16 protein-coding genes are annotated in these 16,505 nt (G+C 64.0%); 7 read left to right on the top strand and 9 right to left on the bottom strand.

Annotation, left to right across the window (positions count from 1 at the left end; translation table 11 throughout):
* Positions 1 to 26: 26 nt before the first annotated feature.
* Positions 27 to 848, top strand: coding sequence for an ABC transporter ATP-binding protein (locus tag PCJ21_RS18925; protein WP_269932992.1), 822 nt, complete (start codon positions 27 to 29; stop codon positions 846 to 848).
* A gap of 35 nt (positions 849 to 883) precedes the next feature.
* Positions 884 to 1,720: an ABC transporter permease gene (locus tag PCJ21_RS18920; RefSeq protein ID WP_269932991.1), complete on the top strand. Its 837-nt coding sequence runs from the start codon at positions 884 to 886 to the stop codon at positions 1,718 to 1,720.
* Between the two features lie 141 nt (positions 1,721 to 1,861).
* Here PCJ21_RS18920 and PCJ21_RS18915 read toward each other — a convergent pair whose 3' ends face one another.
* Positions 1,862 to 2,287, bottom strand: coding sequence for a pyridoxamine 5'-phosphate oxidase family protein (locus PCJ21_RS18915; protein WP_269932990.1), 426 nt, complete (start codon positions 2,285 to 2,287; stop codon positions 1,862 to 1,864).
* Between the two features lie 100 nt (positions 2,288 to 2,387).
* Between PCJ21_RS18915 and PCJ21_RS18910 the strand changes: the two genes are divergently transcribed.
* Positions 2,388 to 2,546, top strand: a complete 159-nt coding sequence (locus tag PCJ21_RS18910; protein ID WP_269932989.1) for a hypothetical protein — start codon at positions 2,388 to 2,390, stop codon at positions 2,544 to 2,546.
* 188 nt (positions 2,547 to 2,734) lie between these two features.
* Positions 2,735 to 2,938 carry a hypothetical protein gene (locus tag PCJ21_RS18905; protein ID WP_269932988.1) on the top strand — a complete coding sequence of 68 codons (204 nt, stop codon included), beginning with the start codon at positions 2,735 to 2,737 and terminating at the stop codon, positions 2,936 to 2,938.
* A gap of 26 nt (positions 2,939 to 2,964) precedes the next feature.
* Here PCJ21_RS18905 and PCJ21_RS18900 read toward each other — a convergent pair whose 3' ends face one another.
* The 8 genes from PCJ21_RS18900 to PCJ21_RS18865 all read right to left on the bottom strand — a co-directional run bounded on the left by PCJ21_RS18900 (position 2,965) and on the right by PCJ21_RS18865 (position 12,943).
* On the bottom strand, positions 2,965 to 3,765 hold the full coding sequence (locus PCJ21_RS18900; protein ID WP_269932987.1) for a maleate cis-trans isomerase family protein: 801 nt from the start codon (positions 3,763 to 3,765) through the stop codon (positions 2,965 to 2,967).
* 29 nt (positions 3,766 to 3,794) lie between these two features.
* Positions 3,795 to 4,550: an ABC transporter ATP-binding protein gene (locus PCJ21_RS18895; protein WP_269932986.1), complete on the bottom strand. Its 756-nt coding sequence runs from the start codon at positions 4,548 to 4,550 to the stop codon at positions 3,795 to 3,797.
* Positions 4,547 to 5,308, bottom strand: a complete 762-nt coding sequence (locus PCJ21_RS18890; protein WP_269932985.1) for an ABC transporter ATP-binding protein — start codon at positions 5,306 to 5,308, stop codon at positions 4,547 to 4,549. The genes PCJ21_RS18895 and PCJ21_RS18890 overlap by 4 nt, the downstream gene beginning before the upstream one ends.
* Entirely contained in the window at positions 5,301 to 6,194 is an 894-nt protein-coding gene (locus PCJ21_RS18885; protein ID WP_269932984.1) for a branched-chain amino acid ABC transporter permease, read from the bottom strand. The genes PCJ21_RS18890 and PCJ21_RS18885 overlap by 8 nt, the downstream gene beginning before the upstream one ends.
* Positions 6,187 to 7,080, bottom strand: a complete 894-nt coding sequence (locus PCJ21_RS18880) for a branched-chain amino acid ABC transporter permease (protein ID WP_269932983.1) — start codon at positions 7,078 to 7,080, stop codon at positions 6,187 to 6,189. The genes PCJ21_RS18885 and PCJ21_RS18880 overlap by 8 nt, the downstream gene beginning before the upstream one ends.
* A 102-nt stretch (positions 7,081 to 7,182) precedes the next feature.
* Entirely contained in the window at positions 7,183 to 8,274 is a 1,092-nt protein-coding gene (locus PCJ21_RS18875; RefSeq protein ID WP_269932982.1) for an ABC transporter substrate-binding protein, read from the bottom strand.
* A 287-nt stretch (positions 8,275 to 8,561) separates the two neighbouring features.
* Positions 8,562 to 12,041, bottom strand: coding sequence for an indolepyruvate ferredoxin oxidoreductase family protein (locus PCJ21_RS18870; protein WP_269932981.1), 3,480 nt, complete (start codon positions 12,039 to 12,041; stop codon positions 8,562 to 8,564).
* A gap of 197 nt (positions 12,042 to 12,238) precedes the next feature.
* On the bottom strand, positions 12,239 to 12,943 hold the full coding sequence (locus PCJ21_RS18865) for a GntR family transcriptional regulator (RefSeq protein ID WP_269932980.1): 705 nt from the start codon (positions 12,941 to 12,943) through the stop codon (positions 12,239 to 12,241).
* Positions 12,944 to 13,108: 165 nt separating this feature from the next.
* Here PCJ21_RS18865 and PCJ21_RS18860 point away from each other — a divergent pair, with 165 nt between their 5' ends.
* The 3 genes from PCJ21_RS18860 (at position 13,109) to PCJ21_RS18850 (ending at position 16,278) form a co-directional block, all read left to right on the top strand.
* Positions 13,109 to 13,462 carry a RidA family protein gene (locus tag PCJ21_RS18860; protein WP_269932979.1) on the top strand — a complete coding sequence of 118 codons (354 nt, stop codon included), beginning with the start codon at positions 13,109 to 13,111 and terminating at the stop codon, positions 13,460 to 13,462.
* Between the two features lie 29 nt (positions 13,463 to 13,491).
* A complete protein-coding gene (locus PCJ21_RS18855; RefSeq protein ID WP_269932978.1) occupies positions 13,492 to 14,742 on the top strand; it encodes a D-amino acid dehydrogenase in 1,251 nt (416 codons plus the stop codon).
* A 351-nt stretch (positions 14,743 to 15,093) separates the two neighbouring features.
* Complete coding sequence (locus PCJ21_RS18850) at positions 15,094 to 16,278, top strand: amino acid aminotransferase (protein WP_269932977.1); 1,185 nt, start codon at positions 15,094 to 15,096, stop codon at positions 16,276 to 16,278.
* The last annotated feature ends 227 nt before the right edge of the window (positions 16,279 to 16,505 follow it).

Here is a 16,505-nt window from a genome sequence, read left to right as displayed (position 1 = left end):
ATTTGCTGGCTTGCACGGAGCGATTGATGAATTCACTGCGCAGTACCGATATCGCAACCGCAACGCCGCTGGGGCATGACATGCCAGCCAAGATCGAAGTGCGCGGCGTACGCAAGCGCTATGACGCCAACGGCAACGTCGAGGCGCTTTCCGGTGTCGATCTCACGGTGAAAAGTGGCGAATTTGTCTGCCTCGTCGGCCCGTCGGGCTGCGGCAAATCGACGGTTCTGCGGATGATCGCTGGGCTGCACAAACCGAGCGAAGGCGAGATCCTGGTACATGCCAGCGGCGCCCGGACGGTGCCCACGGCAATGGTCTTCCAGAACTACAATGTGTTTCCATGGAAGACCATCCAGGCCAATGTCCGTTTCGGCTTGGAAATGACCGGCATGGCCAGCGCCGAGGCTGACAAGCGCGCGACGCTATGGCTTGGCAAGATGGGGCTTGGCGACTTTGCCGACGCCTATCCACCGGCGCTTTCCGGCGGCATGTTGCAGCGCGTGGCGATCGCGCGAGCCATGGCGGTCGAGCCGGAAATTCTCCTGATGGACGAACCCTTTGCCGCGCTCGATGCCCAGCACCGCCGCATCCTGCAGGATGAACTGCTGCAGCTCTGGCAGGAGGATCGGCGCACGGTCGTATTCGTCACGCACAGTCTGGAGGAGGCCTTGTTGCTTGGCGACCGGGTGGTGGTGATGTCGGCAAGGCCGGGCAAGATCATCGCCGAGATCCAGGTGCCTTTCGCGCGGCCACGCTCGCCCGACATCCGTGCCGACCCGACATTCGCCAAGCTTGAGCAGGAGCTCTGGAGCCTGCTGCGCGAGCAGGTGGGCAAGCACGCGGCCTGAGACATCTTGATCGACGCGGAGGAGGCGGCGCAAACATGCAAAAGACGATAACCATCAAGCCTGGAGAGGCTGAACGTGACCCGCGCGGCTATGCTCGCAGGGCACGGAGACAAGAGACCGTGCTGGCCATCGCAACTCCTGTGGTGTTTTTCATCCTTTGGGAGATTTTCGCCCGGGCTGGCCTGCTCGACGCCCGATTTTTCCCGGCACCCAGTGCCATATTCATGTCGGCGCTGGAAATGCTGAGCACCGGCATGTTGCAAAAGGACATCATGGCAAGCGCCCTTCGGGTGTTGGCCGGCTTTGCCATAGGCGTGGTGACGGGGCTCGGCGCGGCGCTGCTGCTCGGGCTGTCCCGGCTGACGCGCGCCGCTCTCGAACCCTTCTTGACCGCGCTCTATACGGTGCCGAAATTGGCGCTGCTGCCTCTGCTGCTTTTGATCTTCGGCCTCGGTGAACTGCCCAGCGTGCTGCTTGTCGGCATGACGGTGTTCTTCCTTGTCTGGATCCAGTGCATGGAAGCCGTTCTGACCATCCCTGAGAGCTATCGCGAGGCCGCGCGTTCTTTTGGCGCCAGGGGCTGGAACATGTTTCGGCATGTCACCTGGCCGGCGCTGCTGCCACAGCTGTTCATCTCGATGCGCATCGCCATCGGCACGGCCGTGCTCGTCATCGTCGGCGTCGAATTCGTCCAGGCAAGCCAGGGCATTGGCTACCGCATCTGGCATTCATGGTCGTTGTTCCAGGCCAACCGCATGTATGTCGGCATCTGCACGGTTGCCTTGATGGGCTTCCTGTTCAGCTCCGCCGTGCGCTGGCTGGGCCGGGTGATGCTTCCCTGGACGGCGTCCGCGTCGCGAAGCCGGACCTGACAAATCGCTCGGACGAGCAATCTTGACCGGCTGGCCCGGTAAGGGGGTCACAGGCTGTGTCGGCCTTGGGACTGGCACAGCCAAGGCTATATCACGATTTAGCCGACGTCCTCGGACGGCAACCCGAAGCCGTTGCGTCTATCAGAATTGAATCTCGATCAGTTCGGGAGGCTCCTTGTTGAAATCGGAATATCTAATCCACCGCGGCGTTGCTTTGAACATCACGGCCCCTCTCTCGATGAACTCCCTGGCGGCCGGAAGGCTGTCGAGATAAGCTTCCTGGTATTGTTCGATATCCGCGGCAGCAACCCTTGTTGCCTCACCCTCGTATTGAACCGTGATATTGTCGTTCCATCCGACCACGAACGCGACGCCGGGACGCTCCGCGAGATTGTCGAATTTGCGCGTGTCCTTGAAAGTGCTGAACACGATCTCAAGATTGTCGCGCACCGAGAGGTCGACCGTAGCAGCCTCCGGCGTTCCATTACGATGGCAGGTCGCGATGACTGCCAAGGTGTGCTTTCTCAGGAATTCAAGGATCATGCGTCTCGTATGATCATCGTCCATTGTCTCGTCCCTCAGTGAATATTCTCGATTTTTGTGCAGTCCCATTCGACAGCCCGCCGGCCTCAGCGGAGTTTGGCCGCCAGCGCCCGTTTCGACAACGATGAAACTGCGCTATCAGCGGCGTCGCGGCCAGTCGTTCTCTGATCTGGTCGATGCCGCCCATTCCGAAATTGGGGATCTGATCCTGTTGTTCTGGCTCAAGCGCCGATTTGTCCATGCCGCGCCCCACGGCACGATCTGCATTTATTCCAGCCATTGACTCATGCGCCCGTTCCAATGGCGGCGAGGCCTTGTTAGGCTGGTGGAATGCAGGCGAAAGCAATCCGCACAGGAACCGCTCTCCTCCTGGTGTTGGCCACTGCCGGCTGCGCCTCGCAGATAGGCACGGCAGGGACGATCAGCGCTTCAAGATATCACGCAATGACCTGTGCCCGCTTGAACACCGCCATGGGCGATACCGCCAAGGCCATCTCGGCAACGGCCATCAGCCGAGGCAAGGTCTCGAAATGGAAAGTGCCGTTCTGGGCCCCGGGCGGTGAAAAGGCAGTCGCGCTGATCCAGGAGGGGCAGACAGCAAAGATCGACCGTTTGCGACTTGAACAGGACGCCATCGAATCCGCCAGGAGAACCACCTGTAGCGGTCAGATGTAGTGCCGCTTCAAGGCGAACATGCGTGATCAGCCTAATAGGGGTGAACGGTAAAGCTGTCCCAGACCTTCGACCGGACGGTCATGGCCACCCAGGCGCAGCATGTGCCAGGCCATGGCATGGTTGCTCGACGTCACCGGCTTGCCGAGCTTCGCTTCGACACGCTCGGCGATACGGGCGACGCGCAGGCTCGTGCATGAGACAAACACCGCCTCGCAATCGTCGGACGAGCCGACGTCCAGGATCGCCCTTTCGATTGCCTCGGTGGTGATGCGGGCGACGAGATTGTCATCTGGTTCGTTGAACGAGCCCATGACGGGGATTTCGAGCCCACGCGCCATGAAGGCCTCGCGCAGCGAGTGATTGATGGTTGCGATATAGGGCGTGAGCAGCGCGATCTTCTTGGCGCCCATCGCCTTGAAGGCGGCGAGCGCCGCGGTCACTGGATCGGTGACCTTGACGTCGGGCATGACTTCCTTGACGCGCTTGGCAACCTGACTTTCGCCGATCACCAGTGCACCCGACGTGCAGCCAAACCCGATGACGTCAAAGCGCACGTCGGGCAACAGACCGACGGTGCCAGGGATATCGCCCTCCATCTTGCGCAAATTGGCGGGCGTAATTTCGACCGGCGAATGCAGCCGCGCCTCGTAAAGCGCGACGCCGGCCGGCAGGGCAAAGCGGAATTCGTCCTCGATGGTCTGGTCGGTGCGCAACACCAGAAGACCGAGATTGGCCACCTGGCCGATGCCGTCGTCGGTTGCGAATGGGATGTTCTCGAGGTTCGAGACAAGGCCGGCGGCGGCGACCGGTTGTGCTGCGATGGTCATGATCTGCCCTTCTATTCTGGGAGGCGCTGTCAGCTGACGGCTGCAAGCCGGGGATGTGACTCGGCGGCCGGGGGTTCGCCGCCGAGATAGAGATGGCGCATCGCCGGATCGGCCAGCAGGTCCGCCGCCCTGCCCTCGATCGCCACCTTGCCGAGCGACAGCACGTAGGCCCGGTCGGCAACACCGAGTGCCTCGAAGGCGTTCTGTTCGACCATGACGATGCACATCCCGGTGCGATCGCGGATCTCGGCGATCGCGGCAAATACCTCGTGCATCATCAGCGGCGACAGGCCCGCCGACGGTTCGTCGAGCAACAGCACCTTCGGGTTGGAGATCAGGGCGCGGGCCAGCGACAGGATCTGGCGCTCGCCGCCCGACAGGGCCGATGCCTTGCGCTCCTGCCTGGAGGCCAGCGAAGGATATTGCGCCATCAGCTCGGCATAACGCTCGTTGCGTTCGGCCACCGGCAGATGGCGCGCGCCAAGCAGGATGTTGTCGGCAACCGTCAGCGTCGAAAAGACATTGTCGGTCTGCGGCACGAAGCCCATGCGATGGTGCTTGACCTTGTCATGTACGGCAACCGCGCTGACATCGCGGCCCTCCATCTCGACCGCCCCGCCGCGCGGCCTGACGAAACCGGCGATGCATTTCAGCAAGGTGGACTTGCCGCAGCCATTGGGGCCGAGGATGGTGACGATCTCGCCACCAGATGCGGTCAGGTCGATGCCCTGCAGGATATCGGGACCGTCGCCATAGCCGGCGCGCACATTGTTGACGCGGATCATGCCGACACCTTCTGCCTTGTCACCGACTTGCCGAGATAGGCTTCGACGACGCGCTCGTTTTCGGTGAGCTCGCGCGGGGGGCAATCGGCGATGATTTCGCCACGGTCGAGCACGATGCAGCGGCCGCAGAGCTCGCGGATGAAATGCATGTCGTGTTCGACCACCAGCATCGCGACACCGCGCTTGTTGAACGCCTTGAGCAACTCGACCATGCGGCCACGCAACTGCGGATGCACGCCGGCCGTCGGCTCGTCCAGGCACAAGAGCCTCGGACGGGTGCGCAAGGCGACCGCGATGGAGAGCAGCTTCTTCTGGCCGCCCGAAAGCGAGCTTGCCGGCTGATGGGCGACGGGCGCAAGCGCGAACTGCTCGATCAGCTCTTCCGCCTCGGCATCGTCGCTGCCCTTGCCGGTGAAGGCATCGAGCAGGCCTGCCCCGTCGCGCGATCCCGACCGCAGCACCTCGCGCACGGTCATGCGGTGCGGCATCGACGGCAGCTGAAAGGTGCGCACCAGCCCCTGTCGCGCGATCTTGTGCGAAGGCATTCCGCCGACGGCCTTGCCAAGGAACAGGATCTCGCCGGCATCGGGGCGTGAAAAGCCCGAGACGATGTTGAGCAGGGTAGACTTGCCCGAACCGTTCGGCCCGAGCAGGCCGACGATCTCGTCGGCGCCGATGCGAAAGCGAACGTCGCTCAGCACCTTGTGGGCGCCGAAAGCCTTGGCCACGCGCTCGGCGGTCAGGACAGCTTCAGCCATTTTGCTTGCCTCCGATACGTTCGGGGATCAGGCCCTGCGTGCGCCACATCAGGAAAGCGAGCAGGCCGCCGCCGACCAGCGTCAGGCGCATCGCCGCGACATATTCCGAGGGCAGGCCAAGCGCGTCCTTCACGAAGGGAACGAACGCGAACAGGAACTGCATCAGGATGGCGCCGACGATGGCGCCGAGATGGTTGCCCGAGCCGCCGATGATGACCATCGCCCAGATCAGGAAGGTTTCGGAGCTGACCAACTGGTCGGGACCGACGAAGGTGATGTAGTGGGCGAAGACAAAGCCGGAGGCGGCAGCGAGGACCGCGGCGACCATCAGCGTCTGCGTCTTGAGCGCTGAAAGATCGTAGCCGAGCGAGGCGGCCAGTTGCGGCTCCTCGCGCATCAGCTTGAGTGCCAGCCCGTAGCGACTGCCGGTCAGGCGCTGGCACAGCCACCACGCGGCGAGAAGCAGGAGCACGCACAGGCCGAGCGTCATCAGCGGCCCCATCGGGCGCGGCATGTCGCCGAACAGCAGCGGAATGCCGCTGACGCCCTGCGCGCCGCCGGTCAGCCAGGCCTCGTTGTTGGCAAGGATACGCAGCACTTCGGCGACGGCGAGCGTGGCGATGCCCCAGTAGTCGGCGCCGAGATTGCGGCCGAGCCGGGCGAAGGCGGCGGCGACCACGACGGCGAAAACGATGCCGAGCGCGATGCCGGCGACCGGACCGAGCTGGTGCGAGAAGGCAATCGCCGCGCCATAGGTGCCGCAGCCGAACAGGATCACCTGGCCGAAATTGACCAGCCCGGCAAAGCCGACCTGCAGGTTGAGGCTGAGCGACAGCAGCCCGTAGAGGCAGGCCATGATCGCAACATGGATGAGGAACTCAAACACGTTTCACCTCCGAGACGAACAGGCCGTAGGGCTTGATCAGGAGCACGACGACGAGGAGCAGGAAGGACGCGGCGGTGGCATATGCAGCGGGGATGAACAGCACGGACTCCCCGAACAGCGGCCCGAAGTTGACGTTGGTGACCATGGTTTCGGCAATGGCGATGACAACGGCGCCGACGGCTGCACCGAGCGCGTTGCCGAGCCCGCCCAGGATGGCCGCGGCAAACACCGGCAGCAGCATGTCGAGACCGAGCTGGGCGCTCATCTCCCCCTTGACCGACAGGCCGATGCCGCCGAGTGCCGCCATCACGCCGGACAGGAAGACGACGGTATTGGTGACCTTGCGGGTGTCGATGCCGGTGGCGCTGGCGAGCACCGAATTGGTGGCGGTGGCACGCATGCAGCGACCGAGGTCGGTGCGGAACAGGATCAGCGCGAAAACGGCGATGGCAAGCGCGCTGATGCCGACGGACAACAGCTGGTGCTCGGTCAGGCGCGCGCCGAGGAACCGTAGCGGCGGGTTGATCTCCAGCTCGAAGCGCTTGGGCCTGGGGCCGGCGGTGACCAGGAAGATCGCCGAAAATACCATGGAAAGCGCCAGCGAACCGATCATGGCGATGGCCGAGCCGGCACGCAGCAGGCGTTCGAAAACGACGACGTTGAGCACCACGGCGACGATGCCGACAAGGGCGCAGGCGGCAATGGCGGCGACGATCAGAGGAAGACCGGCCATCTGCAAGCCGAGCGCCAGCAACGCACCGGTCGTCGCATACTGCACAAGCGCTACATTGGGAAAGCGGATCAGCGAATAGACGCTGCTCAACCCGATGGCGATCAGCGCCAGGTCGACCGCGCGGATCAGGACGTCGACGACAAACTGGACCATGCTCTTTTCTCGTAAGGGGACTTCGGCGCCGCCCACAAGGGCGTGCGCGCAAAAATGGGACAGGCCCGGCGCCAGGTGCCGGCCTGCCCCGAAGACGTGGCGTCAGCGCTGCTGGACGCCGTCCTCGATCTTCAGCTTGAGGTAGGGCTGCTTGGAACGCTGGCGGTCGGCATCGAAGGTGATGTCGCCGGTGGCGCCCTTGTAGCCGTTGCCGATCTCCTTCAGCGCGGCGCTGATCGCCTTCGGCTCGACCGAGCCGGCCTTTTCGATGGCGGCGGCAGCCATCATCACGGCATCGTAGCCATAGCCGTTGAAGCTCGTCTTGAAGGGCTCGTTGTACTTGGCCTTGTAGGCGGTCTCATAGGCAGCGCCATCGGGACCAACGTAGTTCAGGTCGAGGCCGTACTGGCCCTGGACGAACTTGGGGTCGGCGTCGGAAGTGCACATCGACAGGTAGATGGCGTACCAGGGCGTCGAGTTGATGCCGAGCTCGAAGGACTCGCGGTTGATGGTCGCGGCTTCCTTGCCATAGGCCGAATAGACATAGACGTCGGGTGCGCTGCGCTCCATCTGCTGCAGCTCGCGGCGGTAGGTGGTCTGGCCCTCGGTGTACATGACAGTGGTGACGACTTCGCCGCCAAGTGCAGCAAAAGCCTTCTGGAACTGCTCGGCGACGCCCTGGCCATAGGCGTTGTTCGGCACGATCACCGCCGCCTTCTTCCAGTTGTTGTCGACCACGTCCTGGGCGGCGAAGCCGGAAGATACGTTGTCGAGGCCGATCAGCGAGAACGAGCCGTCGCCGAGACCGCGGATCTTGCCGCTGGACGAACCGATGTTGAGATGCACGCGGCCTTCCTGGACCAGGTACTGGCCGACCGGGATGGTGATGCCGGAGGAGTACTCGCCGATCACCACCGGCACGTTGTCGACGGTGACCAGCTTCTTGGCCGCGTCGAGCGCGGACGGCGCGCGGCCGCCGGAGTCCTCGACAATGACGCGCAGCTTCTTGCCGCCGAGCACGCCGCCATTCTCGTTGATCTTGTCGACGGCCAGTTCGATGCCGCGGCGCTGGTCGTCGCCGAGCGTGGCGCTCGCACCGGACAGCGGCACCACGGCGCCAAGAACGACCTCCTGGGCCAATGCAGGCATGCTGCCCAGCGCAAGACAAGCGGCAGCCAATAGGGCTTTGTGCATTTTCATCTCCATTCGTTTCGTTGTCGGCCGGGCCGCTACGTGGCGCCCGGTCCCCTCTTTATCGGGAATATGTAGACACAGAATTTTTCATAAGTGAATACACATAATGATGCACTTCTCGCTTTATCTGCATGAACGCTGAAAAGGCTTGTTTTGCATGGGGTGCAGCGCCGCTCCGTGCCGCTGCGCACACGCCGGTCTGCCGCTTCGCAACGCCATCTTGGGACGTGTGAAGCGGTGACGAAAGCCTGGGAAGCGAGCCCCGGCCCGGGCGGGCCGGGCGGAACCTATTCGGCGGCAATTGTCATCGGGCGCTGGTCGAGCGCCTGTTCGAGCGACGTCCACTTGACCTGCGCCAGCTTGAGGTTGCGCTCCTTGACGTGGCCGTAGCCACGAATGTCCTCGGGAACCTCGGCGATCGCCACCGCTGTGGCCAGGTTGTCCGGCGTCAGCCTAACGAGCAGGCGTTCGATACGGGCCCGGTATTCCACGACGAGCGCGCGTTCGGTGCGGCGTTCGGCGCTGTAGCCGAACGGATCGAATGCGGTGCCGCGCAGGCGCTTGAACCGCGCCAGCACACCGAAGGCGCTCAGCATCCACGGACCAAAGGTCATCTTGGCCGGCTCGCCGGTGTTGGGATCCTTCTTGGCCAGAAGCGGCGGCGACAGGTGGAATGTCAGCTTGCCCTTGCCATCGAAGGTTTCGGCCAGTTGCTTGCGGAACGTGCCGTCTGAATAGAGCCGCGCCACCTCGTATTCGTCCTTGTAGGCCATCAGCTTGAACAGATAGCTGGCAACCGCATCGGAGAGCTTTCCCTCGGCGCCAGTAGCCGCCTTTTCGCGGGTGCGCACCTGGTCGACAAGGGCGCGGTATTCGCCGGCGTAGGCAGCGCTTTGATAGGCGGTGAGGTACGCCACGCGCCGTGTCACGGCCTCGTCGAGAGACTGCGAGGCGACGCGATGGCCAAGCGGCGAGCTGGCCTGCGCCCTGGGCAGCATGGCATCGACTGCGGCACGATCGGCCGCGGCAAGCCGGCCGAGGCGGAAGGCCGTGCGGTTCATCTCGACCGCCGCACCGTTGAGCTCAAGCGCCCTGTCGATGCTCGCCGAGGTCAGCGGGATCAGCCCACGCTGCCAGGCAAAACCGACCATGAACAGATTCGTGCCGATGGAATCGCCGAGCAACTGCGTTGCGATCTGGGTAGCGGCAATGGTTTCAACCTGGTCCGTACCCGCGACATCCTTGACTACGCCGGCGAGCCCCAGACCCTGGACACGGAAATTGGGGTCGCGGATGAAAGCGCCGGTGATGGTCTCTTCCGAGTTCAGCACGACGCGCGTCTTGCCGTTGGCGATCGCACTGAGCGCTTCCTTGCCGGCGGCGACGACAAGGTCGCAGCCGAGCACGACATCGGCCGAACGCGACGAGATGCGCACCGCATGCAGATCGTCGGGCGTCGGCGCAAAGCGTAGATGCGTCGTCACCGGCCCGCCCTTTTGCGCCATGCCGGCCATGTCGAGCGTCGAGCAGCCCTTGCCCTCGATATGGGCGGCCATGGCGAGGATCGCGCCAATGGTGATGACGCCGGTGCCACCGACGCCGGTCACCAGCACGTTCCATGGCTCCCTGAGCTCGAACGGCGCAGGTTCGGCGATGGGACGGGCGGCAATCGTCTTCGGATCGACATTCTTCGGCTTGCGCGGCTTCACCCCCTCGACAGTGACAAAAGACGGGCAGAAGCCTTTCACGCAGGAGAAGTCCTCGTTGCAGGACGATTGGTCGATGCGACGCTTGCGTCCGAACTCGGTATCAACAGGCGTTACCGACAGGCAGTTCGACTTCTTCGAGCAGTCGCCACAGCCTTCGCATACCAGTTCGTTGATGATGACGCGGCGCTCGACACGCGGCTTGGGATCGCGCTTGCGGCGGCGGCGCTTTTCGGCAGCACAGGTCTGGTCGTAGACGATGCCCGACACGCCCTGGATCTCGCGCAATTCGCGCTGCACGGCATCGAGTTCATCGCGGTGATGGATCGAAACATTTGCCGCGAACGGCTCCTGTCCCTGGTATTTGTCGATATCGTCGGAGACGACGGCGATGCGCTCGACACCTTCGGCCCGGATCTGGTGGGTGATGCGCTGCGGGTTCAGCGTGCCGTCATGGCGCTGACCGCCGGTCATCGCCGTCGCGTCGTTGAACAGAATCTTGTAGGTGATGTTGACCTTGGCTGCGACCGCCGCGCGGATGGCCAGCAGGCCGGAGTGGAAATAGGTGCCGTCGCCGAGATTCTGGAAGATGTGGCGCGTCGGCACGTAGGGCGACTGGCCGATCCAGTTGGCACCCTCCCCGCCCATATGCGTGTAGGTCGCGGTGTTGCGGTCCATCGCCTGCGACATCCAGTGACAGCCAATGCCCGCGAGTGCGCGGCTGCCTTCCGGCACGTGCGTCGAGGTGTTGTGCGGGCAACCCGAACAGAAATACGGCGTGCGCTGTACCGGCGCGAGACTGGCGAGCTTGGCCGTGTCGACGTCGGACAGCTTGCCGATGCGCTCGACAAGGTCCCTGTCCTCGATGAAGGGCAGAATGCGCGCGGCGACAGCGCGGGCGATCTGGATTGCGGTGAGGTCGTCATGCGCCGGCAGAACGATGCGGTTTTCGCCGTCGCGCTTGCCGAAGATGCGCGGCCGCTGCTCGGCCGGCATGTTGTAGAGGATATCCTTGACCTGGCCTTCGATCAGCGGGCGCTTTTCCTCGACGATCAAAAGCTCTTCGAGGCCTGAGGCAAACGCAGTGATACCCTCGGGCTCGAGCGGCCAAACCATGCCGACCTTGTAGACGGACAGGCCGAGTTCGACGGCGCGCTTTTCCGAGATCCCGAGTTCGTCAAGCGCCTGGCGCACATCGAGATAGGACTTGCCGGTCGTGACGATGCCGAGGCGGCGGCGTGGACCGCCGAGCGCGACGCGGTCGAAACGGTTGGCGCGGGCAAAGGCGAGTGCCGCCGGCAGCTTGAGATTGTGCAGCCGCCGTTCCTGCTCTTGCGGACTGTCAGGCCAGCGAATGCCGAGCCCGACGGCCGGCATCTCGAAATCGCCTGGCGTGTTGAAGGCAAGGCGGTCGCTGGCAACAACGATCGAGGCGGAGGAATCGACGGTTTCGGCGATCAGCTTGAGGGCCGTCCAGCAGCCGGAATAGCGCGACAGCGCCCAGCCATAGAGGCCGAAGTCAAGGATCTCCTGCACGCCGGCCGGGTTCAGCACCGGGATCATCGCGTCCATCAGCGCATATTCGCTCTGGTGCGAGGTGGTCGAGGATTTGCAGGTGTGGTCGTCGCCGGCGAGCAGCAGGACGCCGCCATGCGGGGCCGAGCCGGCGAGGTTGCCATGACGGAAGGCATCGCCCGAGCGGTCGACGCCGGGGCCCTTGCCGTACCACATGGAAAAGACGCCCTGCTTGTTGGCCTTCTCCATCAGGTTGATCTGCTGGGTGCCGAGGATCGCGGTCGCCGCGATGTCCTCGTTGAGCCCGGTCTGGAAACGGATCTCACTCGCCTCGGAAAACTTGCGCGCCTGGCCGAACGCCTGGTCGATGCCGCCGAGCGGCGAGCCGCGATAGCCGGTGACGAAACCGGCCGTGTCGAGCCCGGCGTCACGGTCGCGCCGACGTTGCACCATGGGCAGGCGCACCAGCGTCTGGGTGCCGGTCACGTAGATGCGGCCGTCGTCCAGCAGGTACTTGTCATCGAGCGAAACTGCCGGATTGGCCATCTGGATCTCCTGGGCGCGGATGTCCGCCCGGGCACGACCAGACGGAACTGACATGCGAGAACAAAGTTAGCTCTCATGTAAATCCATTACTGTATACACATTGATGTGTCAATGCATTGGCCACCGCTTGCCGCTCAGGAGCAGCAAGGTATCCGGCGCGCAGCCCGGTGTCGCTTCGAGTGGTGGTGATTGCCGCCCTAGTCAGGACGGCCGAAGAAGATCCGCGCCAGGCCTTCCTTGGTGACTTCGACCGCGTGGGCCGAGCTCAGCGTGATGTGGCGTTCGATGAGTTCGCCGCCGGCATCGCCGTCACGGCGCCTGAGGCATTCGATGATCGCGGCATGTTCGTCATAGGTGCCGCCGCGCCGGCGATTGCTCTCCAGATCGATGCGGCGGAAGAACCGGATCAGCGAATTGACGGCTTCGAGGGCGCTCAGCATACGCCGGTTCTTGGACAGGGTGACGATCGCGATGTGAAACGCTTCGTCGGCCTCGGCGACCTTCGCCCAATCCGTCGTCGGACCGAGATTGCTGTTGTTTTGCCAGATGGCGATCGTCTCGGCGATCTCGGCGTCGGTGCCGCGCTCGCAGGCGAGCCGGAAAGCCGCCCGCTCGATCGCCGCGCGCAACTCGTAGAGTTCCTGCACCCCCTCGGGCGTGATGTCGCGGGCATGGAAGCCGCGATTGGGCACGAAGGTCATGAAGCCATCGCGGGCAAGCCGGTTGAGCGCCTCGCGCACGGGTGTGCGCGACACGCCCAGCCTGGTTGCCAGCTCGACTTCGTTGACACGCTCGCCAGGCTTGAACCGGTACTCGACCGCCAGTTCCTTGACCGCCTCATAAACCTTTTCGACGCTGTCGGCAGCGCGTCCAGTCTTCTTGGGCTTGGCTATCTTTTGCACCTGCGCTCCGTCTGCGGTCCAACTGTCCATGGATTGGGGCCCGGTTAGCGGCCCAACGTCGCTCACCTAATGCCATGACGAAGTGCAGTCCACAATCCTCTTGTGGATACACTTGTGTCGACATATAGTCGCGACGTATTCGAACCTGACATGGAGCATTAAGTCATGAGCAACATCACCCGAATTGACGTTGGCCCGCGCATGAGCCAGGCAGTCGTGCACGGCAATACCGTCTATGTGTCGGGGCAGGTCGCTCTCGATGCCGGCGGCGAAAGCGTCACGGCCCAGACCAGGAATATCCTCGACCGCATCGACGCCGTGCTGGCCAAGGCCGGCACTGACAAGACCAGGGTCCTGTCGGCTTCGATCTGGCTCGCCGACATCGCCAGCTTCGCCGAAATGAACGCCGTGTGGGACGCGTGGGTCGCCACCGACAACGCCCCGGCCCGCGCAACCGTCGAATCGAAGCTCGCTGCGCCGCAGTTCACGGTCGAGATCGCTGTCATCGCCGCTCTCTGAGCCCGGCAGCACAACACGGAGATTTTGGGATGCGCGTTGCCGTGCTCGGCGCCGGAGTTGTCGGCGTAACCACCGCCTATGAACTTGCCCGTGACGGGCACGAGGTGACGGTCATCGACCGGCTGCCCGAGGTGGCGAGCGAAACCAGCTTTGCCAATGCCGGGCTGATCGCGCCCGGCCATGCCTACACCTGGTCCTCACCCAAGGCGCCGCGCATCCTGCTCCGCTCGCTGTTCGACGACAGCCAGGCACTGCGTTTCAGGCCCAGTTTCGATCCGCGGCTGTGGGCCTGGTCGTGGAAATTCCTGATGAACTGCACCGCCGAGAAAGCGCGCACCAACACCAAGCGCAAGGTGCGCCTCTGCCGCTACTCGCAGGAGCGGCTACAAGGCATCGTCGCCGATACAGGCGTCGACTATCACGGCCTCGACGGCGGCCTTCTCTATCTCTACCGCAAGCCCGAATCCTTCGCCCGCGGCTCCGCCAACACGCGCATTCTCTCGGAGGAGGGGCTGGAGCTGCGCGCCGTCTCGCCCGACGAGGCCGCCCGTATCGACCCCGCCCTGGCCAAGGTGAAGGACAAGTTCGCCGGCGCCGTCTATTGCCCGTCGGACGGAAGCGGCGACGCCCGCGTCTTCACGCAGAATCTCGCCCGCCATTGCGCCGAACAGCTCGGCGTCAAGTTCATGCTGGGCACCGAGATCAAGGGTTTCGAAAACAGCGGCGACCGAATAGCCCGCGTCACCACCTCCAACGGCTCGGTTACGGCCGACGAATTCGTGCTGTGCCTCGGCGTCTTCGCGCCCGATTTTGCGCGCCGCCTCGGCGTGTCGCTGCCGGTCTATCCGATCAAGGGCTATTCGGTGACGATGCCGCTCGACGCCTCCAACCTGCCGCCCACCGTGGGTGGCGTCGACGAGGACAATCTTGTTGCCTATGCCCGCTTCGGCGACCGCCTGCGCGTAACGGCGACGGCCGAGTTCACGGGCTTCGACCGCTCGCACAAGCCGGACGATTTCCGTCACATGCTTTCGGCCATTCGCGATATCTTCCCCAACGGCGCGGATTACGCCAAGCCGCAATATTGGGCTGGCCTCAGGCCGATGACGCCGGAAGGCACGCCGATTTTCGGCCGTGGCGGGCGCTTCGCCAACATTGTCTTCAATGTCGGCCACGGCCATATGGGGTGGACCATGTCTGCCGGCTCGGCGCGCATCACCGCCGACATCGTCAAGCGGGCAAGACCCAGTTTCGATCCTGCCGGCATGCTGGTGCAATAGCCCGGCCGAACCGGACGCAAGAAGGCCGGCAATGGCGGGGGCATCGGCTTGCGCGCAGTTGGCAACAGCAACCGGCAGCAGGTGGGGCGGCATCCGCGGCTTGACACCATTGCGATCGGAGGATTGCACCTCCCTGCCTGTCACAGATTGACATCCGAATAGCGGAAAGGAGCAGTTTGCGGCCCTCCGGCGGCAGGACGGCTGCCGCCGGCGCGAGCCGGTTGCACCACCATGTTGGCAGTACGGCAGCTTGCCCTGACCGATATTCTGTGCAGGCGATTTGTTCGCTGCTGGCGAGGGAGCGCCAATAGCGCTATTCACATCGTCGCCCAAGAACCAGTGGAAGAGACAATGTTCGAGAAGCTGCAGCCCGCACCCGCCGACAAGATACTGGCCCTGATCGGCCTATTCCGCGCCGATCCGCGAAAAGACAAGGTCGATCTCGGTGTCGGTGTCTACAAGGACGGCAATGGCGGCACCCCGGTGATGCGCGCGGTGCGTGAGGCTGAACAACGGCTCTACAAAGAGCAGAGCACCAAGACCTATCTCGGCCTCGCCGGCGATACGGGTTTCAACGCCGCAATGGCCAAACTGGTGTTCGGCGACTCGGCCGACGCCTCGCGCATTCGTGCAGCCCAGGCGCCCGGCGGCTCGGGCGCACTGCGGCTGGTGGCAGAATTGTTGAAGCGCTCCCGACCCGATGCAACGGTCTGGGTTTCGGACCCGACCTGGCCGAACCACATCCCGATGATGCGCGGCGCCGGCCTTCAGGTGAAGGAATACCCCTATTTCGACGCCGCGACCGGTGGCGTTCGCTTCGATGACATGCTGGCTGCGCTGAAGCAGGTGCCGGCCGGCGATGTCGTGCTGCTGCATGGCTGCTGCCACAACCCGACGGGCGCCAACCTGGCCGCCGCGCAGTGGCAGGCCGTCACCGAGCTTCTGCTCGAACGCCAGTTGCTGCCGTTTGTCGACCTTGCCTACCAGGGCTTCGGCGAAGGTCTCGACGCCGACGCCGAGGGGCTGCGCATCGTCGCCGCCAAGGCGCCCGAAATGGTCGTCGCGGCAAGCTGCTCGAAGAACTTCGCCGTCTACCGCGACCGCGTCGGCGCGGCGATGATCGTCGCCAAGGACGGCGCTCAAGCCGACATCGCGCTCAGCAACATGCTGTCGGCCGCCCGCTCGATCTATTCGATGCCGCCGGACCACGGCGCTGCCGCCGTGCGGATCGTCCTGGAAGACGACGCCCTGCGCGCCGACTGGCAGGTTGAGCTGGAGGAGATGCGCACGCGCATGCTGCGCCTGCGCGTCGAGCTGGCCGATGCCCTGCGGCTGCAGTCCAACTCCAACCGCTTCGATTTCGTCGCCCACCATCGCGGCATGTTCTCGCGCCTCGGCCTGACACCGCAGCAGGTCGAACGCCTGCGCGTCGAGCACGGCATCTACATGGTCGACGACAGCCGCATCAACGTAGCCGGCCTGCCGGAAGGCAAGATCACCGAACTCGCCAAGGCGATCGTCTCGGTCCTCGACTGACGCCCGAACCCCAGGTGCGTGGCGGCGGGTCTCCGTCTGCCATGCGCCGGATTGGCGAAGCCCTTTCCCTGCGATTTCCCGATATAGGCTGATGCCTAGTTGTGAGCTTTCAGGAGGTTGTCCATTCGGACCGGACCGAGGAGACTGGAGTTACCAAGCTACAGCACTCTCCGGAGGGTCCGAATGAACATCCACAAGAATGCCCGCCTCACGCCGCTGCGTCGAGA

It is taken from the genome of Aminobacter sp. HY435, assembly GCF_027568395.1.
Classification (GTDB): Bacteria; Pseudomonadota; Alphaproteobacteria; order Rhizobiales; family Rhizobiaceae; genus Aminobacter.
This window is presented reverse-complemented; position numbering and strand designations above follow the sequence as displayed.

Excerpts from the sequence above, each read along its gene's own strand:
- PCJ21_RS18925 (WP_269932992.1), top strand. The coding sequence starts at position 27 with ATGAATTCACTGCGCAGTACCGATATCGCAACCGCAACGCCGCTGGGG.
- PCJ21_RS18920 (WP_269932991.1), top strand. The coding sequence starts at position 884 with ATGCAAAAGACGATAACCATCAAGCCTGGAGAGGCTGAACGTGACCCG.
- PCJ21_RS18915 (WP_269932990.1), bottom strand. The coding sequence starts at position 2,287 with ATGGACGATGATCATACGAGACGCATGATCCTTGAATTCCTGAGAAAG.
- PCJ21_RS18910 (WP_269932989.1), top strand. The coding sequence starts at position 2,388 with ATGAAACTGCGCTATCAGCGGCGTCGCGGCCAGTCGTTCTCTGATCTG.
- PCJ21_RS18905 (WP_269932988.1), top strand. The coding sequence starts at position 2,735 with ATGGGCGATACCGCCAAGGCCATCTCGGCAACGGCCATCAGCCGAGGC.
- PCJ21_RS18900 (WP_269932987.1), bottom strand. The coding sequence starts at position 3,765 with ATGACCATCGCAGCACAACCGGTCGCCGCCGCCGGCCTTGTCTCGAAC.
- PCJ21_RS18895 (WP_269932986.1), bottom strand. The coding sequence starts at position 4,550 with ATGATCCGCGTCAACAATGTGCGCGCCGGCTATGGCGACGGTCCCGAT.
- PCJ21_RS18890 (WP_269932985.1), bottom strand. The coding sequence starts at position 5,308 with ATGGCTGAAGCTGTCCTGACCGCCGAGCGCGTGGCCAAGGCTTTCGGC.
- PCJ21_RS18880 (WP_269932983.1), bottom strand. The coding sequence starts at position 7,080 with ATGGTCCAGTTTGTCGTCGACGTCCTGATCCGCGCGGTCGACCTGGCG.
- PCJ21_RS18875 (WP_269932982.1), bottom strand. The coding sequence starts at position 8,274 with ATGCACAAAGCCCTATTGGCTGCCGCTTGTCTTGCGCTGGGCAGCATG.
- PCJ21_RS18870 (WP_269932981.1), bottom strand. The coding sequence starts at position 12,041 with ATGGCCAATCCGGCAGTTTCGCTCGATGACAAGTACCTGCTGGACGAC.
- PCJ21_RS18860 (WP_269932979.1), top strand. The coding sequence starts at position 13,109 with ATGAGCAACATCACCCGAATTGACGTTGGCCCGCGCATGAGCCAGGCA.
- PCJ21_RS18855 (WP_269932978.1), top strand. The coding sequence starts at position 13,492 with ATGCGCGTTGCCGTGCTCGGCGCCGGAGTTGTCGGCGTAACCACCGCC.
- PCJ21_RS18850 (WP_269932977.1), top strand. The coding sequence starts at position 15,094 with ATGTTCGAGAAGCTGCAGCCCGCACCCGCCGACAAGATACTGGCCCTG.